Source organism: Brevibacterium pigmentatum (assembly GCF_011617465.1).
GTDB lineage: Bacteria > Actinomycetota > Actinomycetes > Actinomycetales > Brevibacteriaceae > Brevibacterium > Brevibacterium pigmentatum.
Genome location: NZ_CP050153.1, coordinates 1,778,470 through 1,794,035 on the forward strand (window position 1 = coordinate 1,778,470; position 15,566 = coordinate 1,794,035).

General features: G+C 65.2%; 16 protein-coding genes, 1 tRNA gene and 1 pseudogene. 16 read left to right on the top strand and 2 right to left on the bottom strand.

Going from position 1 to position 15,566, the window contains the following annotated elements:
- Positions 1-15: 15 nt before the first annotated feature.
- From GUY30_RS08055 to gluQRS, 7 genes are all read left to right on the top strand, one after another.
- Positions 16-1,707 carry an AMP-binding protein gene (locus GUY30_RS08055; RefSeq protein WP_167195990.1) on the top strand — a complete coding sequence of 564 codons (1,692 nt, stop codon included), beginning with the start codon at positions 16-18 and terminating at the stop codon, positions 1,705-1,707.
- Between the two features lie 127 nt (positions 1,708-1,834).
- Positions 1,835-2,584, top strand: coding sequence for an amino acid ABC transporter ATP-binding protein (locus GUY30_RS08060; RefSeq protein WP_167195993.1), 750 nt, complete (start codon positions 1,835-1,837; stop codon positions 2,582-2,584).
- Between the two features lie 45 nt (positions 2,585-2,629).
- On the top strand, positions 2,630-3,529 hold the full coding sequence (locus GUY30_RS08065) for a glutamate ABC transporter substrate-binding protein (RefSeq protein WP_062242381.1): 900 nt from the start codon (positions 2,630-2,632) through the stop codon (positions 3,527-3,529).
- A gap of 70 nt (positions 3,530-3,599) precedes the next feature.
- Entirely contained in the window at positions 3,600-4,262 is a 663-nt protein-coding gene (locus GUY30_RS08070) for an amino acid ABC transporter permease (RefSeq protein ID WP_062242383.1), read from the top strand.
- The gene (locus tag GUY30_RS08075; RefSeq protein ID WP_167195996.1) at positions 4,259-5,101 is read left to right on the top strand and encodes an amino acid ABC transporter permease; all 843 of its coding nucleotides are present in this window, start codon (positions 4,259-4,261) and stop codon (positions 5,099-5,101) included. Before GUY30_RS08070 ends, GUY30_RS08075 begins: the two co-directional genes overlap by 4 nt.
- Before the next feature lie 95 nt (positions 5,102-5,196).
- Entirely contained in the window at positions 5,197-5,517 is a 321-nt protein-coding gene (locus GUY30_RS08080) for a GNAT family N-acetyltransferase (RefSeq protein WP_062242388.1), read from the top strand.
- Entirely contained in the window at positions 5,514-6,455 is a 942-nt protein-coding gene (gluQRS, locus tag GUY30_RS08085; protein WP_167195999.1) for a tRNA glutamyl-Q(34) synthetase GluQRS, read from the top strand. The genes GUY30_RS08080 and gluQRS overlap by 4 nt, the downstream gene beginning before the upstream one ends.
- A gap of 13 nt (positions 6,456-6,468) precedes the next feature.
- On the opposite strand, the gene GUY30_RS08090 is transcribed toward gluQRS, so the two are convergent.
- Both GUY30_RS08090 and GUY30_RS08095 read right to left on the bottom strand, forming a co-directional pair.
- Positions 6,469-7,680, bottom strand: a complete 1,212-nt coding sequence (locus tag GUY30_RS08090; RefSeq protein WP_323127785.1) for a glycosyltransferase — start codon at positions 7,678-7,680, stop codon at positions 6,469-6,471.
- On the bottom strand, positions 7,681-8,592 hold the full coding sequence (locus tag GUY30_RS08095) for a DMT family transporter (RefSeq protein WP_228281816.1): 912 nt from the start codon (positions 8,590-8,592) through the stop codon (positions 7,681-7,683).
- Positions 8,593-8,825: 233 nt separating this feature from the next.
- Between GUY30_RS08095 and GUY30_RS08100 the strand changes: the two genes are divergently transcribed.
- From GUY30_RS08100 to GUY30_RS08140, 9 genes and pseudogenes are all read left to right on the top strand, one after another.
- Positions 8,826-8,901, top strand: a tRNA-Asn gene (locus tag GUY30_RS08100).
- Positions 8,902-9,108: 207 nt separating this feature from the next.
- A complete protein-coding gene (locus GUY30_RS08105) occupies positions 9,109-9,351 on the top strand; it encodes an LLM class flavin-dependent oxidoreductase (protein WP_167196001.1) in 243 nt (80 codons plus the stop codon).
- A 42-nt stretch (positions 9,352-9,393) separates the two neighbouring features.
- Positions 9,394-10,830, top strand: coding sequence for a recombinase family protein (locus GUY30_RS08110; protein WP_167196004.1), 1,437 nt, complete (start codon positions 9,394-9,396; stop codon positions 10,828-10,830).
- A gap of 182 nt (positions 10,831-11,012) precedes the next feature.
- Positions 11,013-11,225 carry a hypothetical protein gene (locus tag GUY30_RS08115; protein ID WP_053446998.1) on the top strand — a complete coding sequence of 71 codons (213 nt, stop codon included), beginning with the start codon at positions 11,013-11,015 and terminating at the stop codon, positions 11,223-11,225.
- Positions 11,225-11,473: a helix-turn-helix domain-containing protein gene (locus GUY30_RS08120; protein WP_167196008.1), complete on the top strand. Its 249-nt coding sequence runs from the start codon at positions 11,225-11,227 to the stop codon at positions 11,471-11,473. The genes GUY30_RS08115 and GUY30_RS08120 overlap by 1 nt, the downstream gene beginning before the upstream one ends.
- Before the next feature lie 318 nt (positions 11,474-11,791).
- Positions 11,792-13,213: a Rep family protein gene (locus tag GUY30_RS08125; RefSeq protein ID WP_053446999.1), complete on the top strand. Its 1,422-nt coding sequence runs from the start codon at positions 11,792-11,794 to the stop codon at positions 13,211-13,213.
- The gene (locus tag GUY30_RS08130; protein WP_035123391.1) at positions 13,210-13,800 is read left to right on the top strand and encodes a hypothetical protein; all 591 of its coding nucleotides are present in this window, start codon (positions 13,210-13,212) and stop codon (positions 13,798-13,800) included. Before GUY30_RS08125 ends, GUY30_RS08130 begins: the two co-directional genes overlap by 4 nt.
- A 95-nt stretch (positions 13,801-13,895) precedes the next feature.
- A pseudogene (locus GUY30_RS18180) lies at positions 13,896-14,258 on the top strand (relaxase/mobilization nuclease domain-containing protein); the annotation flags it as partial.
- A gap of 412 nt (positions 14,259-14,670) precedes the next feature.
- On the top strand, positions 14,671-15,558 hold the full coding sequence (locus GUY30_RS08140; protein WP_038989747.1) for an ABC-2 transporter permease: 888 nt from the start codon (positions 14,671-14,673) through the stop codon (positions 15,556-15,558).
- The last annotated feature ends 8 nt before the right edge of the window (positions 15,559-15,566 follow it).

Genomic DNA, 15,566 nt, shown 5'->3' on the forward strand with positions numbered 1-15,566 from the left:
AGGGAGCACACCGCAGTGTCCGAATTGTCCTACTCGTCGGGAACATCGACAGAACCGCTGCTCGGGATCACCATCGCCGAGCACATCAAACGCACAGCAGCGCAGAACCCCGATGCACTGGCATTGGTCGACCGGCATTCGAATCGCCGCTGGACCTACTCCGACTTCGATCGTGATACCGACGCAGTGGCCATCGGTCTCCTCGAGCGCGGGGTGAAGAAGGGCGACCGGGTCGGGATCTGGGCGCAGAACGTCGGCGAATGGGCGCTCGTCCAGTACGCCACGGCGAAGATCGGTGCGATCCTCGTCAACGTCAACCCCGCCTACCGCAGCCACGAACTCGAATTCGTCGTCGAACAGTCCGGAATGAGCCTGATGATCTCGCAGATCGTCGCTCCTCCGCACTCGGACTTCCACGCCATCGCCACCGAGGTGGCCGCCAAGATCCCCAGCCTCGACCTCGTCTTCCTCGACACCGTCTCCGACGACCTCATCGGTGACGTCACAGTGGGCGAGCGGGAGTCCTTCGCCCATCTCATCGGGCAGGGACGCGAGATGCTCGAGGATTCGGGAACGAAGTACGAGGTCAGGCTGCAGCAGGTCATCGACGATCTTTCGGCCGATGATCCGATCAACATCCAATACACCTCCGGCACGACCGGATTCCCCAAGGGCGTGACGCTCAGCCACCACAACATCCTCAACAACGGGTTCTTCATCGGCGAGATGCTCTCCTACACACCCGCCGATACCGTGGTCGTTCCCGTGCCGTACTACCACTGCTTCGGCATGGTCATCGGCAATCTCGCCGCACTCAGCCACGGCTCCGCGATCGTGCTGCCGGCGCCTGCCTTCGACCCGGTGGCGACGATGGCGGCAGTGACCGAGGAGAAGGCCACATCGCTCTACGGTGTGCCGACGATGTTCATCGCCGAGCTCGAGCATCCGCAGTTCGCGGAGTTCGACTTCTCCTCACTGCGCACCGGCGTCATGGCGGGATCGCCCTGCCCGGTCAACACGATGCGTCGAGTCATCGACGATATGAACATGTCCGAGGTCGCCATCTGCTATGGAATGACGGAGACCGCACCGGTGTCGATGATGACCCGAGTGGACGACTCCCTGCAGAAGCGCACCGAGACCGTCGGCCGCGTCATGCCTCACCTTGAGATCAAGATCGCCGACCCTGTCACCGGACAGACCGTTCCGCGTGGCCAGAAGGGCGAATTCTGCACTCGCGGCTACGCCGTCATGCTCGGCTACTGGAATCAGCCGGACAAGACCGCCGAGACCATCGATGCAGCTCGCTGGATCCACACCGGTGACCTGGCCATCATGGACGACGACGGATACGTCGACATCTCCGGACGGATCAAGGACATGGTCATCCGCGGAGGCGAGAACGTCTATCCGCGCGAGGTCGAGGAGTTCCTCTACCACCATCCCGCGATCCGCGACGTCCAGGTCGTCGGCGTCTCCGACGAGAAGTACGGTGAGGAGCTCATGGCATGGGTGATCCTCAAAGACGGATTCGATTCGCTCTCCGCCGAAGAGGTGCGTGAGTTCTGCTCCGGCAAGCTCGCCCACTTCAAGATCCCGCGCTATGTCGAAGTCCGTGAGTCGTTCCCGATGACGGTGTCGGGAAAGATCCGCAAGGTCGAGCTGCGTCGAGAAGGCGAGGAGCTCGCTCACAAGACCGACGCCTGAGTAGGGCGGGCACGTCTCCGACGGGAACTGCGGTCGGGTCGTGTTCGAGGTCACAAGTCGGTTGCAGTTCTGTCTGCCCCGGGCGTGCCGTTCTTCTGCCTGCCCATATTCACTAGGATCACTACATATGAGAGCTGAATCACCCCCACTGGTGTCTTTGAGCAATGTCGAGAAGCACTACGGCGACTTCCACGCGCTGAAGAACGTCGATCTCGATATCGCCGAACGCGAGGTCGTCGTCGTCATCGGACCGTCCGGTTCGGGCAAATCGACCCTGTGCCGGACGATCAACCGCCTGGAGACCATCACCTCCGGCAGCATCACGATCGATGGCAGGGAACTCCCCGCAGAGGGCACGGCTCTGGCTCAGCTGCGTTCCGATGTCGGCATGGTGTTCCAGTCCTTCAACCTCTTCGCCCACAAGACGATCCTCGAGAACGTCACTCTGGGACCGATCAAGGTGCGCAAGACCCCGAAGGCCGAAGCGGACAAGCAGGCGATGGCTCTGCTCGAACGCGTCGGCGTCGCCCATCAGGCCGACAAGTACCCGGCCCAGCTCTCCGGCGGTCAGCAGCAGCGTGTTGCGATCGCCCGGTCTCTGGCGATGAAGCCGAAGGTGATGCTCTTCGACGAGCCCACCTCGGCGCTGGACCCGGAGATGATCAACGAGGTCCTCGATGTCATGGTCGGACTCGCCGAGGAGGGCATGACCATGGTCGTGGTCACCCACGAGATGGGCTTCGCCCGCAAGGCCGCCCACCGCGTGGTGTTCATGGCCGACGGGGAGATCGTCGAAGTCGCCGGACCCGAGGAGTTCTTCACGAACCCCCAGAGCACTCGAGCCAAGGACTTCCTGTCGAAGATCCTGACCAACTGACACCACCGCTTTCACACTGCATCAACTCACTCACAAGGAGAGACCATGAAGAAGCTCAGACTGGCGGTCGCCTCGGTGGCCATCGGAATGCTGGCACTCAGCGGCTGCGGCCAGGGCGGAACCCCGGACGCACCTGCCGAAGGCGACGGAGCCAAGGCAGAGGCACCCGAATACAAGGTCAACGAAAGCGCGGACATCGCCGACTCGAAGACCTGGAAGGCCGCGAAGGACGCCGGCGAGATCACCATCGGCGTCAAATACGACCAGCCCGGACTCGGAAATGTCTCGGCAGGTTCGGAGCAGCCCGAAGGCTTCGACATCGAGATCGCCAAGATGGTCGCCGCGCAGCTCGGCTTCAAGCCCGACCAGATCAAGTACACGGAGACCGTCTCGGCCAACCGTGAGCCCTTCCTGCAGCAAGGCAACGTCGACATGATCGTGGCCACCTACACGATCAACGACGAACGCAAGAAGGTCGTCGACTTCGCCGGACCCTACTACGTGGCCGGTCAAGACCTCCTCGTGGCCGCTGATTCGGACATCGCCGGTCCCGAGGACCTCGACGGCAAGAAGGTCTGCTCCGTCGACGGTTCGACACCTGCGCAGAACATCAAGGACAAGTACAAGAAGGCCGAACTCGTCACCTATGACGCCTATTCGAAGTGCGTGACCGACCTGCAGTCGGGCTCCGTCGACGCGGTGACCACCGACGATGCGATTCTGCGCGGCTACGCCAAGCAGTACGAAGGTGAGTTCAAGGTCGTCGGCAAGCCCTTCACCGAAGAGCCCTACGGCGTCGGTCTGCCCAAGGACGACAAGGCCCTGCGGGACGCGGTCAACGATGCTCTGGAGAAGGGCATGGACGACGGCGATTGGAAGAAGGCATTCGAGTACACCCTCGGTTCCACCGATGACGTCGAAATGCCCGAAGTCGACCGTTACTGACCCAGTCCACAGATTGACATGATGCGAGGGCGCCGAATGCGGTGCCCTCGCATCGATTAAGGTATCTGCCATGGATTTCCTGGAGCTTCTCCAGATGTTCCTCTCCGGTGCGTGGGGAACGATCAGACTCTTCACCGTCGCCTTGATCGGATCCATGATCCTCGGCACGGTGCTCGCCGCCATGCGGGTCTCGCCAACTCCGGTGCTGCGCATCGCGGCGTCGACGTATATCAACGTCGTCCGGAACACTCCGCTGACCCTCGTGATGTTCTTCTGCGCCTTCGGACTGCCGTTCCTCGACATCCGTTTCGGGTCGTCGAGTTCGTTCAACTCCTTCGTCTACGCCACGATCGCCCTCATCGCCTACACCGCCTGCTTCGTGGCCGAGACCTTGAAGTCGGGAATCTCGACGATTCCCGTCGGACAGGCCGAAGCCGCCCGAGCCGTGGGCCTGAGCTTCGGCCAGACCCTGGGCGAAGTGGTCCTGCCGCAGGCCTTCCGCACGGTCATCCCGCCGCTGGGCAGTGTGATCATCGCGATGCTCAAGAACACGTCGATCGCCTCGGCGTTCAACAACCGAGAGCTGATCTCGGCGATGCGCAATGCCATCGAAGTCCGCGGTGACCTCGTCATTCCGCTGCTCTTCGGCACCGCGCTGGCCTACCTGATCCTGGCTCTGCTGCTCGGCCGTGTCTTCGACTACCTGGAGAAGAAGCTGGTGATTCTGCGATGAGCGCACCGACCCAAGTGCTGTTCGACGAGCCGGGCCCGAAGTCGCGCCGGAACAACATCATCCTCTCGATCGTGTCACTGATCGTGCTGTTGGCACTCGTGGCCTTCGTGATCTGGAAGTTCGCCGACGCCGGTCAGCTCGAACCCGATAAGTGGTATCCGTTCACCTTCGCGCAGATCCAGATGGTGCTGCTCGAAGGCATGCTCGCCACCCTCAAGGTGGCGGTCGTGGCATCGGTCCTCGCACTGGTGGTGGGCGTGGTCTTCGCCCTCCTGCGGCTCTCACCCAAGAAGGTCGTCTCCGTCCCCGGAACGATCGTCCTCGAATTCTTCCGCGGCGTGCCGGTGCTGCTGCTCATCTTCGCGATGTTCCTCCTCTTCGGCAACGACATCGGCCCCTTCTGGTCGGTCGTCTTCGGCCTGACCCTCTACAACGGAATGGTGCTGGCCGAGATCATCCGCGCCGGCATCCTCGCTGTCCCCACCGGGCAGCGTGAGGCGGCGATGGCGATCGGGCTGCGATCGGGACAGGTGATGAGTCTGGTGCTCATGCCGCAGGCGCTGCGTGCGATGATGCCGACGATCATCGCTCAGATCGTCGTGCTGCTGAAGGACTCGGCTCTGGGCTTCATCGTCACCTACCAGGATCTGCTCTACCAGGTGAACCTCATCGGGCGTGAGTACAACAACCTGCTGCCGACGTTCATCGTCGGAGCCGCCCTGTTCATCATCATCAATATGATCGTCGCCGGGTTCGCCCGTTGGCTCGAATCCCGCCTCCAGCGCAAGACGACCGCCGATACCGAGGCGGAGGGGCTGACCTCGAAGCTCGTCGACTGATTCATGTGGTGCGTGACGGGGCCCGGTCGCTGGCGACCGGGTCCCGCTCAACCATGTATCGTTCAGATAGGAGTCGGCAATGAAGGAGTGCATCAATGCCACAGCCTCAACTCAGCCCCACACCGGTCCGCGTGGTGAAGAACATCGACCGCGAGCGGTACGAACTGTTCACCGATGAGACCCCGGGGGAGTTCATCGGGTTCCTCGCCTACCAAGTCATCGATGACCACACCGTGGAACTGCAGCACACGATCATCTCCGAAGGCTTCTCCCGACGAGGCTTCGCCCGCACCCTCGTCACCCAGGTGCTCGACCTCATCCGAGCGGATGGGGCGTCCATCGTGCCGACCTGCTCCTATGTTCAGGACTACCTCGAACGGTTCCCGCAGTACGGCGATCTCGTGGCCCATCAGTGACCGAGTCCCACCCCGCCGGCTGCGGAGCGGGCCGTTTCGCTCCGAGCCCGAGTGGTGACCTCCACATCGGCAACATCCGCTCCGGACTGCTCAGCTATGTGCGGGCCCGGCAGACGGGCCGGCGATTCCTGTGGCGGGTCGAAGACCTCGATCGGGTGAAGGCCGGGTCAGCCGAATCACAGCTCGAAGTCTTCGCCGAACTCGGGGTCGAACCCGACGAACCGCCTCTTGTCCAGTCAGCGCGGACTGCCGAATACTCGGCCGCGATCGCGAAGCTGGCGGCCGATGGTCTCGTCTACGAATGCTACTGCTCACGCAAGGACATCGCCCAGGCACCGAGTGCTCCGCACGCTCCACCCGGAGCGTACCCCGGAACCTGCCGCAGCCTCGGGGAAGAGGAGCGCGAGTCCGCCCGGCTGAGGCTTGAAGCGAACAACCGGCAGCTGGCTCTGCGCCTGCGCGCGGACAATCGAGAGCACCGCATCGACGATGTGATGCTCGGCCGGGTGGACGCGCTTGTCGACGACCTCGTGCTGCGCAGAGGTGACGGCGTATTCGCCTACAACCTCACCGTCGTCGTCGATGACGCAGCGAGCGGAATCGACGAGATCCTGCGCGGGGACGATCTCGCCTCCTCGGCGCCACGGCAGGCATATCTGTCGAAGCTGCTGGGGCTGCCCGAACCGGGCTGGGTGCACGTGCCTCTGGTGCTCAGTGAAAGCGGGCAGCGACTGGCCAAACGCGATGGTGCGGTGACCTATCAGCAATTGCGCAGCCTCGGGTGGACCATCGAGGACGTCTTCGCTTGGATGCAGCAGTCGTTGGGATTCGGCGGAGATAGTCGCCGGTGGCGGTCCGTCGATGACATGGTCAATGGTGTCGCCTTCGCTCGGATGTCGTCAGCGCCGGCGGTCTTCGTCCCGCCCACAGCACCCTGAGGCCGATCGGCCGTCAGGCTGCGGACGCGTCGACGGCGTCTCGGATGACCCCGTCGTAGATCGCTTCGAAGGTGTCGAGGGTGTATTCGATATCGTGTTTGGCCACGACGTCGAGCGACGCCTTCGACATGTCATCGAGGTCGTCGTCCGGCATCCGGCAGATGCGGGTGAAGCGATCGGCCAGCGCATCGGTGTCACGCGGTGGGAACAGATACCCGTTGACGCCGTCGCGGACGAGGTGCGGCAGTGCCACCGCGTCGGCAAGCACCACCGGTTTGCGTGAAGCCAGTGCCTCCAACGTGGCGATGGACTGCAGTTCGGCGGTCGAGGGCATGCAGAAGAAAGTGCAGCGCTGGTAGGCGTCCATGAGCTCCTTGTCGCTGATCTTCCCGAGGACATGCACGCGATCGGCGACGCCGTGTTCGGCGGCCAGCTGCCGCAGCGGTTCCTCCTGGTCGCCGCCGCCGACGATATCGGCTTCGAGCCCCAGCTCCGGGTCGGTCTTCGCCAGGGCTTCGACGATGTCTGCGGCATGCTTCTCCGACGACAGGCGCCCGACGAAGAGGACTCGAGGCGGGATGGCGCGTGATGCGGAGCAGTCGAGTTCGCGCAGATGGGCGAAGCGCTGCAGGTCGATTCCGCAGGAGACCGCCCGGATAGGCGAGGAGAACCCGTTCTCGGTGAGCAGATCGGCGGCCAGCTGTGTGGGTACCGTGATGAAATCGGCGGACTGGAATTTGCGACGCAGGTCCCACCAGGCGATGGCGGTGCCGCCGTCGAGCACGACCTTCGGGGCTTTGAGATAGGGGCGGACATTGTCGGGCATGAAATGGTTCGTGGCGACGACCGGAATTCCCCGTCGACTCGATTCGGAGAACGCATAGCGGCCGATGACGAAATGTGCCTGAGTGTGGACGACATCGGGGCGGACGCTGTCGAGGAGGCGCGAGAGCTCGGGCTTCGTCTCCCACGGCATGCAGATCATCCACGTCGGGTGCAGGGGCCACCTGTGAGCGGTGAGGCGGTGAACGGTGACCCCGTTCTCGACACTGACGGAGGGCTTGCCTGTCGCCGAAGGACAGGCGACGTGGACGTGATTGCCGCGGGCGGCAAGGCCCTCGGCCAACCGTTCGGCGAACTTCGCGGCACCGTTGACTTCAGGGGCGTACGTCTCCGCCGGGATGAGGATTCGGCGATTCGGAGTGGGACGGTGCGCAGACAGGATTCAGCTCTCCTCGGTGTCGGTCATGGTGTCGGAACGCCGGGCGTTCCTGCGCTGAGCTTCTCGATCTCTGACATCGGGATGATACCGCGACAATACAACGACGGCCGCGCAGGCGACCAATCCGGTGAGGGTGATGAGAACGATGAGCCAGACGGGGGAGTGGGCCGCCTCGCCGAGTACGACGGTGCCCAGGATGACGGCCCCGATCGGGTCGATGACGGTCAGCCCGGCGATGACCATCTCGGGGGGTCCTGCCGCATAGGCGTTCTGGACGAACAGGGACCCCAGTGCCACAGCCGCGAGCAGTGCTGCGACGTTGATCCAGGTGACCTGATCGAGTCCGGCTTTCAGGAACTGGACGCTGACCAGGTGCGCGTTCGTCGCCACACAGGCGAAGAGCAGCCCGGCTGCGATGATGAGCACGAGCTGAGGGGCGTGACGGAAGACCAACATGATCACCAGGCCGATGACGACGGCGACGGCGGTGATCCAGAACAGCGGCATCGCATCGGCACCGAGGTGGACTTCCGACTGCGCTGTCGTGGCCGAGAGCGCGACGAAGAGCGTCACCCCGGCGGTGCACCAGACGACGGACTGGACGAGCCGTCTGTTGACCTTGAGCCCACGGTGACGGACGCCGAGCAGCACGGAGACGATGAGTGAGAATGCCCCGATCGGCTGCACCACCATCACCGGTGCCAGTGCCAGAGCCACGAAGTTGCCGGCCGTGCCCACACCGAGGATGCTCAGTCCGAGCAGCCACCGGCGGTTGCGCAGCAGCTCGGTGAAATGTGCCCAGCTGAGTCCGTTGTGGGAGTCATCCTGCCCGGCAACCGCATCGTGCTGATACAGGGCGCCATAGGCCAGTGCCACAGCCGAGACGACGGCGAGGGCGATTGCCACTATGGTCACGATGAGTCTTCCGGTTTCGACGGTGCGGATGCGGGGAGCAGATCGCTTCGAGTCTATCGCGCGGACCGACGCCGAAGATGGCCGTGGACTGTGTTTGTGCTGACTGTAAGGCAACCCTGCGGCGACGGGTGGGGAAACCTTCATCGTTGTGAGCTAAAGCACTCGTCGCGGTTTTGTTCGCCGGCCCAGGGGTTTGCTAAGCTGGAACACACGTCCGCAGGAAACTGCGGCATTCCTCCGTAGCTCAGTTGGCAGAGCATTCGACTGTTAATCGAAGGGTCGCTGGTTCGAGCCCAGCCGGGGGAGCCACCAAGGCCCCGTCCGATCGGACGGGGCCTTCGTCGTGCCCGGTCATCTCGGAGCACCGCCTCTCGTGCGCTCGATCAAGTCGCAGCGCGTCTGTCGGCCCGTGGACAGTGCGATATCCGCGCTCCGCCTTGATCGAGGCCTGATGCCGTGCTCACTGTCGCCGGACAGCTGCGGGAATAGGCGTGGTGCGCAGCGGGTTCGCCAGACATGAAGTCTTTCGGATTCCTCAGTTTCGGTCACTACGACAACGGCGGCGACCTCGACGCCGGGCGGATGCTGCGCGATGCGGTGGAGATCTCCGTCGGTGCCGACGAGCTCGGCGTCAACGGCGCCTACTTCCGAGTCCACCATTTCGCGACCCAGGCGGCCTCTCCCATTCCGCTGCTGGCGACGATCGCCGCGAAGACCAGCAACATCGAGGTCGGCACCGGGGTCATCGACATGAGATAGAGCATGTCGCGGTTGTGACACTCGATCCGTAAGCTTGGTTGCATGGTCGAACTGGTAGCGCTGAGGAAGACGAACGAGGTGGCCGCGTACGTCCGCGCCTCCATGGACCGCAAGGGCGACCGCTGGACGGTCGATACGCAGCTGAGGAAGATCAGGGCGCTGGCCGAGGCCAAGGACTGGAACGTCGTCGAGGTCTACGAGGACAACGCCGTGTCGGCGACGAAGAAGCGCAGCGCTGGCACCCGCTGGGCCGAGATGCTGGACGACGCCCGCGCGGGCCGCTTCTCGATGGTGGTCGCCGTGGACATGGACCGGCTGCTGCGCAGCACGAAGGACCTCAACACCTTGATTGACCTGGGGCTGCGGGTCGTCACCGTGGACGGCGAGATCGACCTCTCGACGGCCGACGGTGAGTTCCGAGCGACGATGCTCGCGGCACTGGCCCGGTTCGAGGCCAGGCGTAAGGCGGAGCGTCAGATCAGGTCGAACGAGCGCCGACGCTTCGAGGGCATCCCGACGAGCGCCTGGAAGGCGTTCGGGTGGACGCGAGAGGGCGAGCTGATCCCGGAGGAGGCCGACGCCGTCCGGCGGGCCTTCGCCGCGTTCCTCGGCGAGCCGTCGCTGTCGATCCGGCGAATCCGCGAGGATCTGAACGGTGCCGGTCATCTCACCGCCCGCGGGTCGGAGTTCTCCGTCGATGCCGTGCGCTACCTCCTGGCGAACCCGCTCTACGCTGGCTACATCAAGCACTACGCGTCGGGCGAGCTGTACCCGGTGCAGGGCGACGCGTTCCCGCCCATCGTCGGCGAGCAAACGTGGCGGGCCGCGGTGGCGAAGCTGGAGGACAACGTGCGAAGGTCGGCGAGGCAGGGTAACCAGCCGAAGTACCTTCTGTCCACGATCGGGCTGTGCGGGAAGTGCGGCGCGACGCTCGTCTCCGGGACGAACAGTCGCAAGCAGCCGACGTACCGCTGCGGCGAGCAGTTCCATCTCACCCGCCAGCGCGAGCCCGTCGATGCGATGGTGACCGAGGCGGTGCTCACCCGCTTGTCCTCGGTGGATGTGCACAACCTCGTGATGCCGCAGGAGGACGATGGGCCAGATCACGAGGAGTTGCTGACGGAGCGGAACGCCCTGGTCGAGCGGGTGAAGGAGCTGAGCCCGCTGCTGCGTGACATCCATCAGCCGGTCCTGGAGATCACGGCGGCGATCAACGACGTGAAGGCCCGCATCGATGAGATCGACGCGGAGCTGCTCGACCGTTCGGTGTCGGTGGCGGCGAAGTTGCTCGCGGACGTGGACGAGCCGGTCGGCACCGCGGAGCGCCGCGAGGTGGTCGAGGCGAAGTGGAAGACGTTGGACGTGGACCGCCGCCGGATGCTCGTGGACGAGCTGGTGACGGTGACCATCGAGCCCATCGCGCCCGGTCACGTGAAGTTCGACCCCGACCTCATTCGTATAGAGCCGCGTCGCGACTGACACGCGAGTCGACTCGTCAGTGGACTGGTGAGTCGACTCGTGGGAGAATGGTTGCAGACAAGAAGATCCCACCGGGGGCCAGACTTTGAAGCTGGCGGTACTACTCCCGGATGAGTAGCCGGTCAAACAGCCCAATTACCGTGGCGGGGAACCGGATGCACACTCATGTTTGAGGACTTCCGATGTCTGTCGTTATCGACGCTCCCCGCGCATCTGCGCTGGACTGCCCTGGGCTCGACCAGGATTCGACCCCCGATCCGCAGGCTGATGGGCTCGATCCCGTCATCGCTGCCGCCCTCGCCGCCGGTCGCCGAGCTGGTGAGCGCCTGGCCCGCACGCCGCTGACTCCGCGCCAGCGGGCCGCGGTCGCCGCCGTGATGGGTGGTGATCGCTGATGAGCGCCAACTCCGCCGCCTTCGCCCACGTGAACGGCTTCCGCTGGCGTGTGGGCGACCCCACCCTCGCCGACAGCGAAGCGCACCTCTACGACCTCGGCGTGCTCCGCTCCGTGCTGGAGGAGGCCGTCGAGATGGCCGTCGCCGATGCCCGCGCCGACGGGGTGACCTGGGCCAAGATCGGCGACGCCCTCGGCGTCACGCATCGGGCCGTCATCAAGCGTTACCGCAAGGGTGGTGCCCGATGAACGCCGCCGAACGCACCAGCGCCACCGCTCCCGCTGACCTGACCAGCCCGACCGATGGGCCTGGCCTGGCATCCGCCGGAGGCGGGCTGCCCGTCGTCGTGATGCCCGTCCTCATCCGTGCTCCGCACTCCAAGAGTTCTGGAAGCCTCATCCGTTCCTACGGGCGCGGCAAGGGCTTGTCGATTGCCGCGCCATGCAACAACATGCCTGGTCAGCTGCCGGTTTCGCCTTCGCTCCACCGCGTGACCCCGCAGGATCATTTGGGGGTCAATAGGGGGTCATTTAAGGCGCCGCACGCTCCTTCCGACGTCCTGGGCGGTGGTCGCCGTGGCTAAGCAGGAGAACAACCCGACGAGCATCGGGCTCACGCAGTACCTCGATCCGTCGTACTGGACCTGGGCCGCCGAGGACGCGAACGGGGCCGCGCTGCTCCAGCAGGGAGCCGGGGCGATCCTCGCCTACGTGGTGCAGCGGCTCGAGGCGATCGGCTGTGAGGTCGTCGAGGCCTACGGCATCGTGCACGACAAGGACGAGCGCGAGGTCTGGAGCGACACCGAGAAGACCCTCGTGGTCGAGCCGAAGCCGGATCACCTGCACGCGGTGATCAAGTTCGCCAGCCGCGCGAAGAGCGCGCCTCTGGATCGGCTCGCGTTTGGCATCGGCGTCGAACCGCAGTACGTCGAGAAGCCCGGTCGCGGGCGGTACGCCTTCGACAACATGCTCTCGTACCTGACGCACGTGAAGTACGCGGACAAGCACCAGTACGCGCCTTCGGAGGTCGCCACGGTGCGCGGGCCGGACTACCTCGGCATCGACGCCCAGCGCCGGGAGACGTGGCTCAAGGGTCGCGCCCACGTGAAGAAGAAGGTCGTCGCCGAGAACTTCGAGGACATGCGCGAGCGCGTGCTCCAGGGCGAGATCACGCGCGATCAGATCATGCTTACCGATGAACTGTTCGACATCTACTCGCGGCATCAGCGGGAGATCGACGATGCCCTGTCCGCCTACGGTCAACGCCGCGCGTACCGGGCGGCGGCGAAGCTCCGCGCCGGTGAGTTCTCGACGCACGTGGTATTCGTGCACGGGGATGCCGGTATCGGCAAGACCCGGTTCGCCACGGACTTCATCACCGAGGCGATCAACGCGGCGAACGCCCACGGCGAGCGGTGGCAGGTCTACCGGGCCGCCACGGGGAACCCCCTCGATGACTGGCGCGGGGAGGAAGTGCTGCTGCTCGACGATCTGCGCGCCTCGGCGATGGACGCGAACGACTGGCTGCTGCTGCTCGATCCGTACAACGCCTCCCCGGCGAAGGCGCGCTATAAGAACAAGGGCGAGGTGGCCCCGCGTCTCATCGTCATCACGGCGACGATCGAGCCCGTCGAGTTCTTCTACTACGCCCGTCAGAAGGGCAACGTGGACGAGGCGCTGGACCAGTTCATCCGCCGCCTGGCCTCGGTCGTGAAGGTCTACCGTGCCGACGAGATCAACCGCTACCTCGTGCAGCACATTGGAAGGATCGAGCCCTACGAGTGGCATCAGTGCAGCGTTCCGGCCGCCGCGCACACGCCCGGCATGTACGGGAACGCGTACCACCGGAACGCCGGGTCGCGGGAACTGACCTACGGTCCGGAGACCTCGGCCGACCACGACGCGGACGGCGCGGTCGCGGAGCTGCTGAGCGGGCTCGCCGTGCGGAGTCCGGACGTGCCGCTGGCACTGATCGGAGGTGCCGCATGAGCACCGAACTGGACGCGCTCTTCCAGGGGGTCGAGGGGGCCGGAGGCCCCTCGCAAGCAGGCATGGAGGACACGAGCGTCAGCGATGTGTCCGACATGCCTACTGCTTGCCACTCTGGCGTACAGGTGGAGCAGCAGACCGACTCCCAGGTGAACACGGGTCGGGCTGATGCGGAGGCTGTGCGGCAGAGTCACGGCGGCGCGAAGCGTCGTCGTGGGGGCCGCGCGAAGCTCGATACCGACTTCGGAGAGGCCACGCTCGCGGCGCTTCGCACTCGTGCGAAGCGGCTCGGGCTGGCTCCGAGCACGTGGGTGCGGGCCGTCGTGCGCGATGCCCTCCACGCCTCTCGGAGCGAGGAGCTGGACGCCGCCGTGGCCGCGCACCTGCTCGGCGTCGAGGCGCGCGCGCAGGTGTCGGCGGACGCGCGCGAGCTGGCCGCGCAGATCCGCCCGCTGGCGATCAACGTCAACGACCTGGACCACCGAGCACGTGCCGGTGAGGCGGTGGCGCTGTCGTCGGAGGTGCCCGAGCTGATCGAGCTGCTGCGCGAGGTCCGCGCCCTGCTCGGTGATCGGACGGCCTCGTGAGCACGACGCACTACAGCCCGAGCACCAGCGCCGCCGACACGGAGCGCTATATCCGGGGCAAGGAGGACGAGCGGGGCGTCGCGATCACGTGCGATGTGCCGGGAGGCCCCGGCGCGTTCTCGGCGCGCGCTCGGGCGCTCACGCAGAACACGACGCGCGAGGTCGAGGCGCTGCACTACCGCCAGTCGTTCAGCGACGAGGAGTTCGACCCGAAGAACCCCGAACACGTGCAGCGGGTGAACGACCTGGGCTACCAGCTCGCCAAGAAGATGCACCCGGATTCCGACTGCCTCGTCGTCAGTCATGTGGATGGGCGGGGAAAGAAGCCGCACAACCATATTTTGGTTCTCAATCACAACAACCGCACGGGAAAGGCGCTCTCGGACTATCGCACGTTCCACGACCGCAAGGCCGGGAATCAGAAGGGCGTGCAGTCGGCGAACGACGAGCTGATGCGCGAGCACGGGCTCTCGGTCGTGAAGCGGCTGGAGCACGCGCCGAAGGACTGGGAGCTGCGCCGCGAAGACTTCGCCGAGGGGTCGCTCGACCGCGAGATGGGCGACCGGATGAGTGCGGCGCTGGCCGATCCCCGCGCGGTGGACAAGGCCGGTCTGGTCTCGGTGATCGAGGAGCAGAACCAGCAGCTCGGTGACGACCGGGATCGGGTGCCACGGATGCGGCTGCACAGCCCCGTCAGCAAGAAGGGCAAACGCGCCGGGCAGGAGACCTGGACGCTCTACATCGAGGACCGCCGCGGCGAGTCCGGGCGTGCCGAGCGCCGCAAGCGCACGAGCGCACTCTCGGCGGACTTCACCCCGGAGGGCGCGCAGGCGTTCTTCGACTACCACCAGCAGCAGAAGGAGCAGGAACATGAGCGCAGCACTCGACAGGCTGAAGCAGCAGAACGGGCCCGTGCAGTCGCCGCAACCGCTCGGCAGTCCGGAGACGATGGAGCTGTTGACCTCGATCCTCGCCGCCGTCGAGGCGCAGAATACGAGGATCGCCACGCTGACCGAGCAGCAGAAGAAGCTCGCGGGGTTCGTGAAGGTGGACAGCGAGGAGCAGGAGAAGCAGCTCTCCGCGATCTCGCATCAGCTGACCTCAACGTCGCCGCCGCCGGAGTCGAACGAGAACAGCGAACTGCTCGCCGGAATCGCGTCCACTCTCGCGGGTATGAGCGTGAACCTCAACGGGGAGAGTCTGAAGGGCTCAGCCTCTAAGTCCGAGGCTGCCGCCAAGCATCTCGATGAGAGCCGGGCTAAGTTCGAGCGGGCCGCGAACGGTGCGCAGAAGGCCTGGCGGGAGTCGATCACCCAAGCCAGCGCCGAGGCGACGAGCGCGATCAGCACGGCCCGGGATCAGGCTGTGCAGTCGATCGAGAGGGCCGCTGCCGACGCCGGGGCCGTGGCAACAGCCAAGATTGACGCCGCGAACGAGCGGGCCGAAAAGATCATCGCCACAACGGCGAAGCTGGAGGCCCGTCAGCTTTGGTCTGTCGCCGCGTCGATGTGCCTCGCGCTGCTGCCGGTCGCAGTGATCGTCGCGGGTGTTTGGATGGCCGTCGCCGGGCTTATCACGGGCGCTCAGTGGGCCCTCGACGTGGACGGGAGCGTGTGGCTCGGGATCGGTCGCTGGCTCGTGGTCTCCATGGGCCTCGCCGGGGCCGGCTACGGACTCTTCGCGTCCGTCCGCTGGGTCGCCGGTCTCGTGGAGACCTGGAAGGGCCGCGGGATGCCGAGGTGGCCCCGTTGGCGGTGATGGCTGGA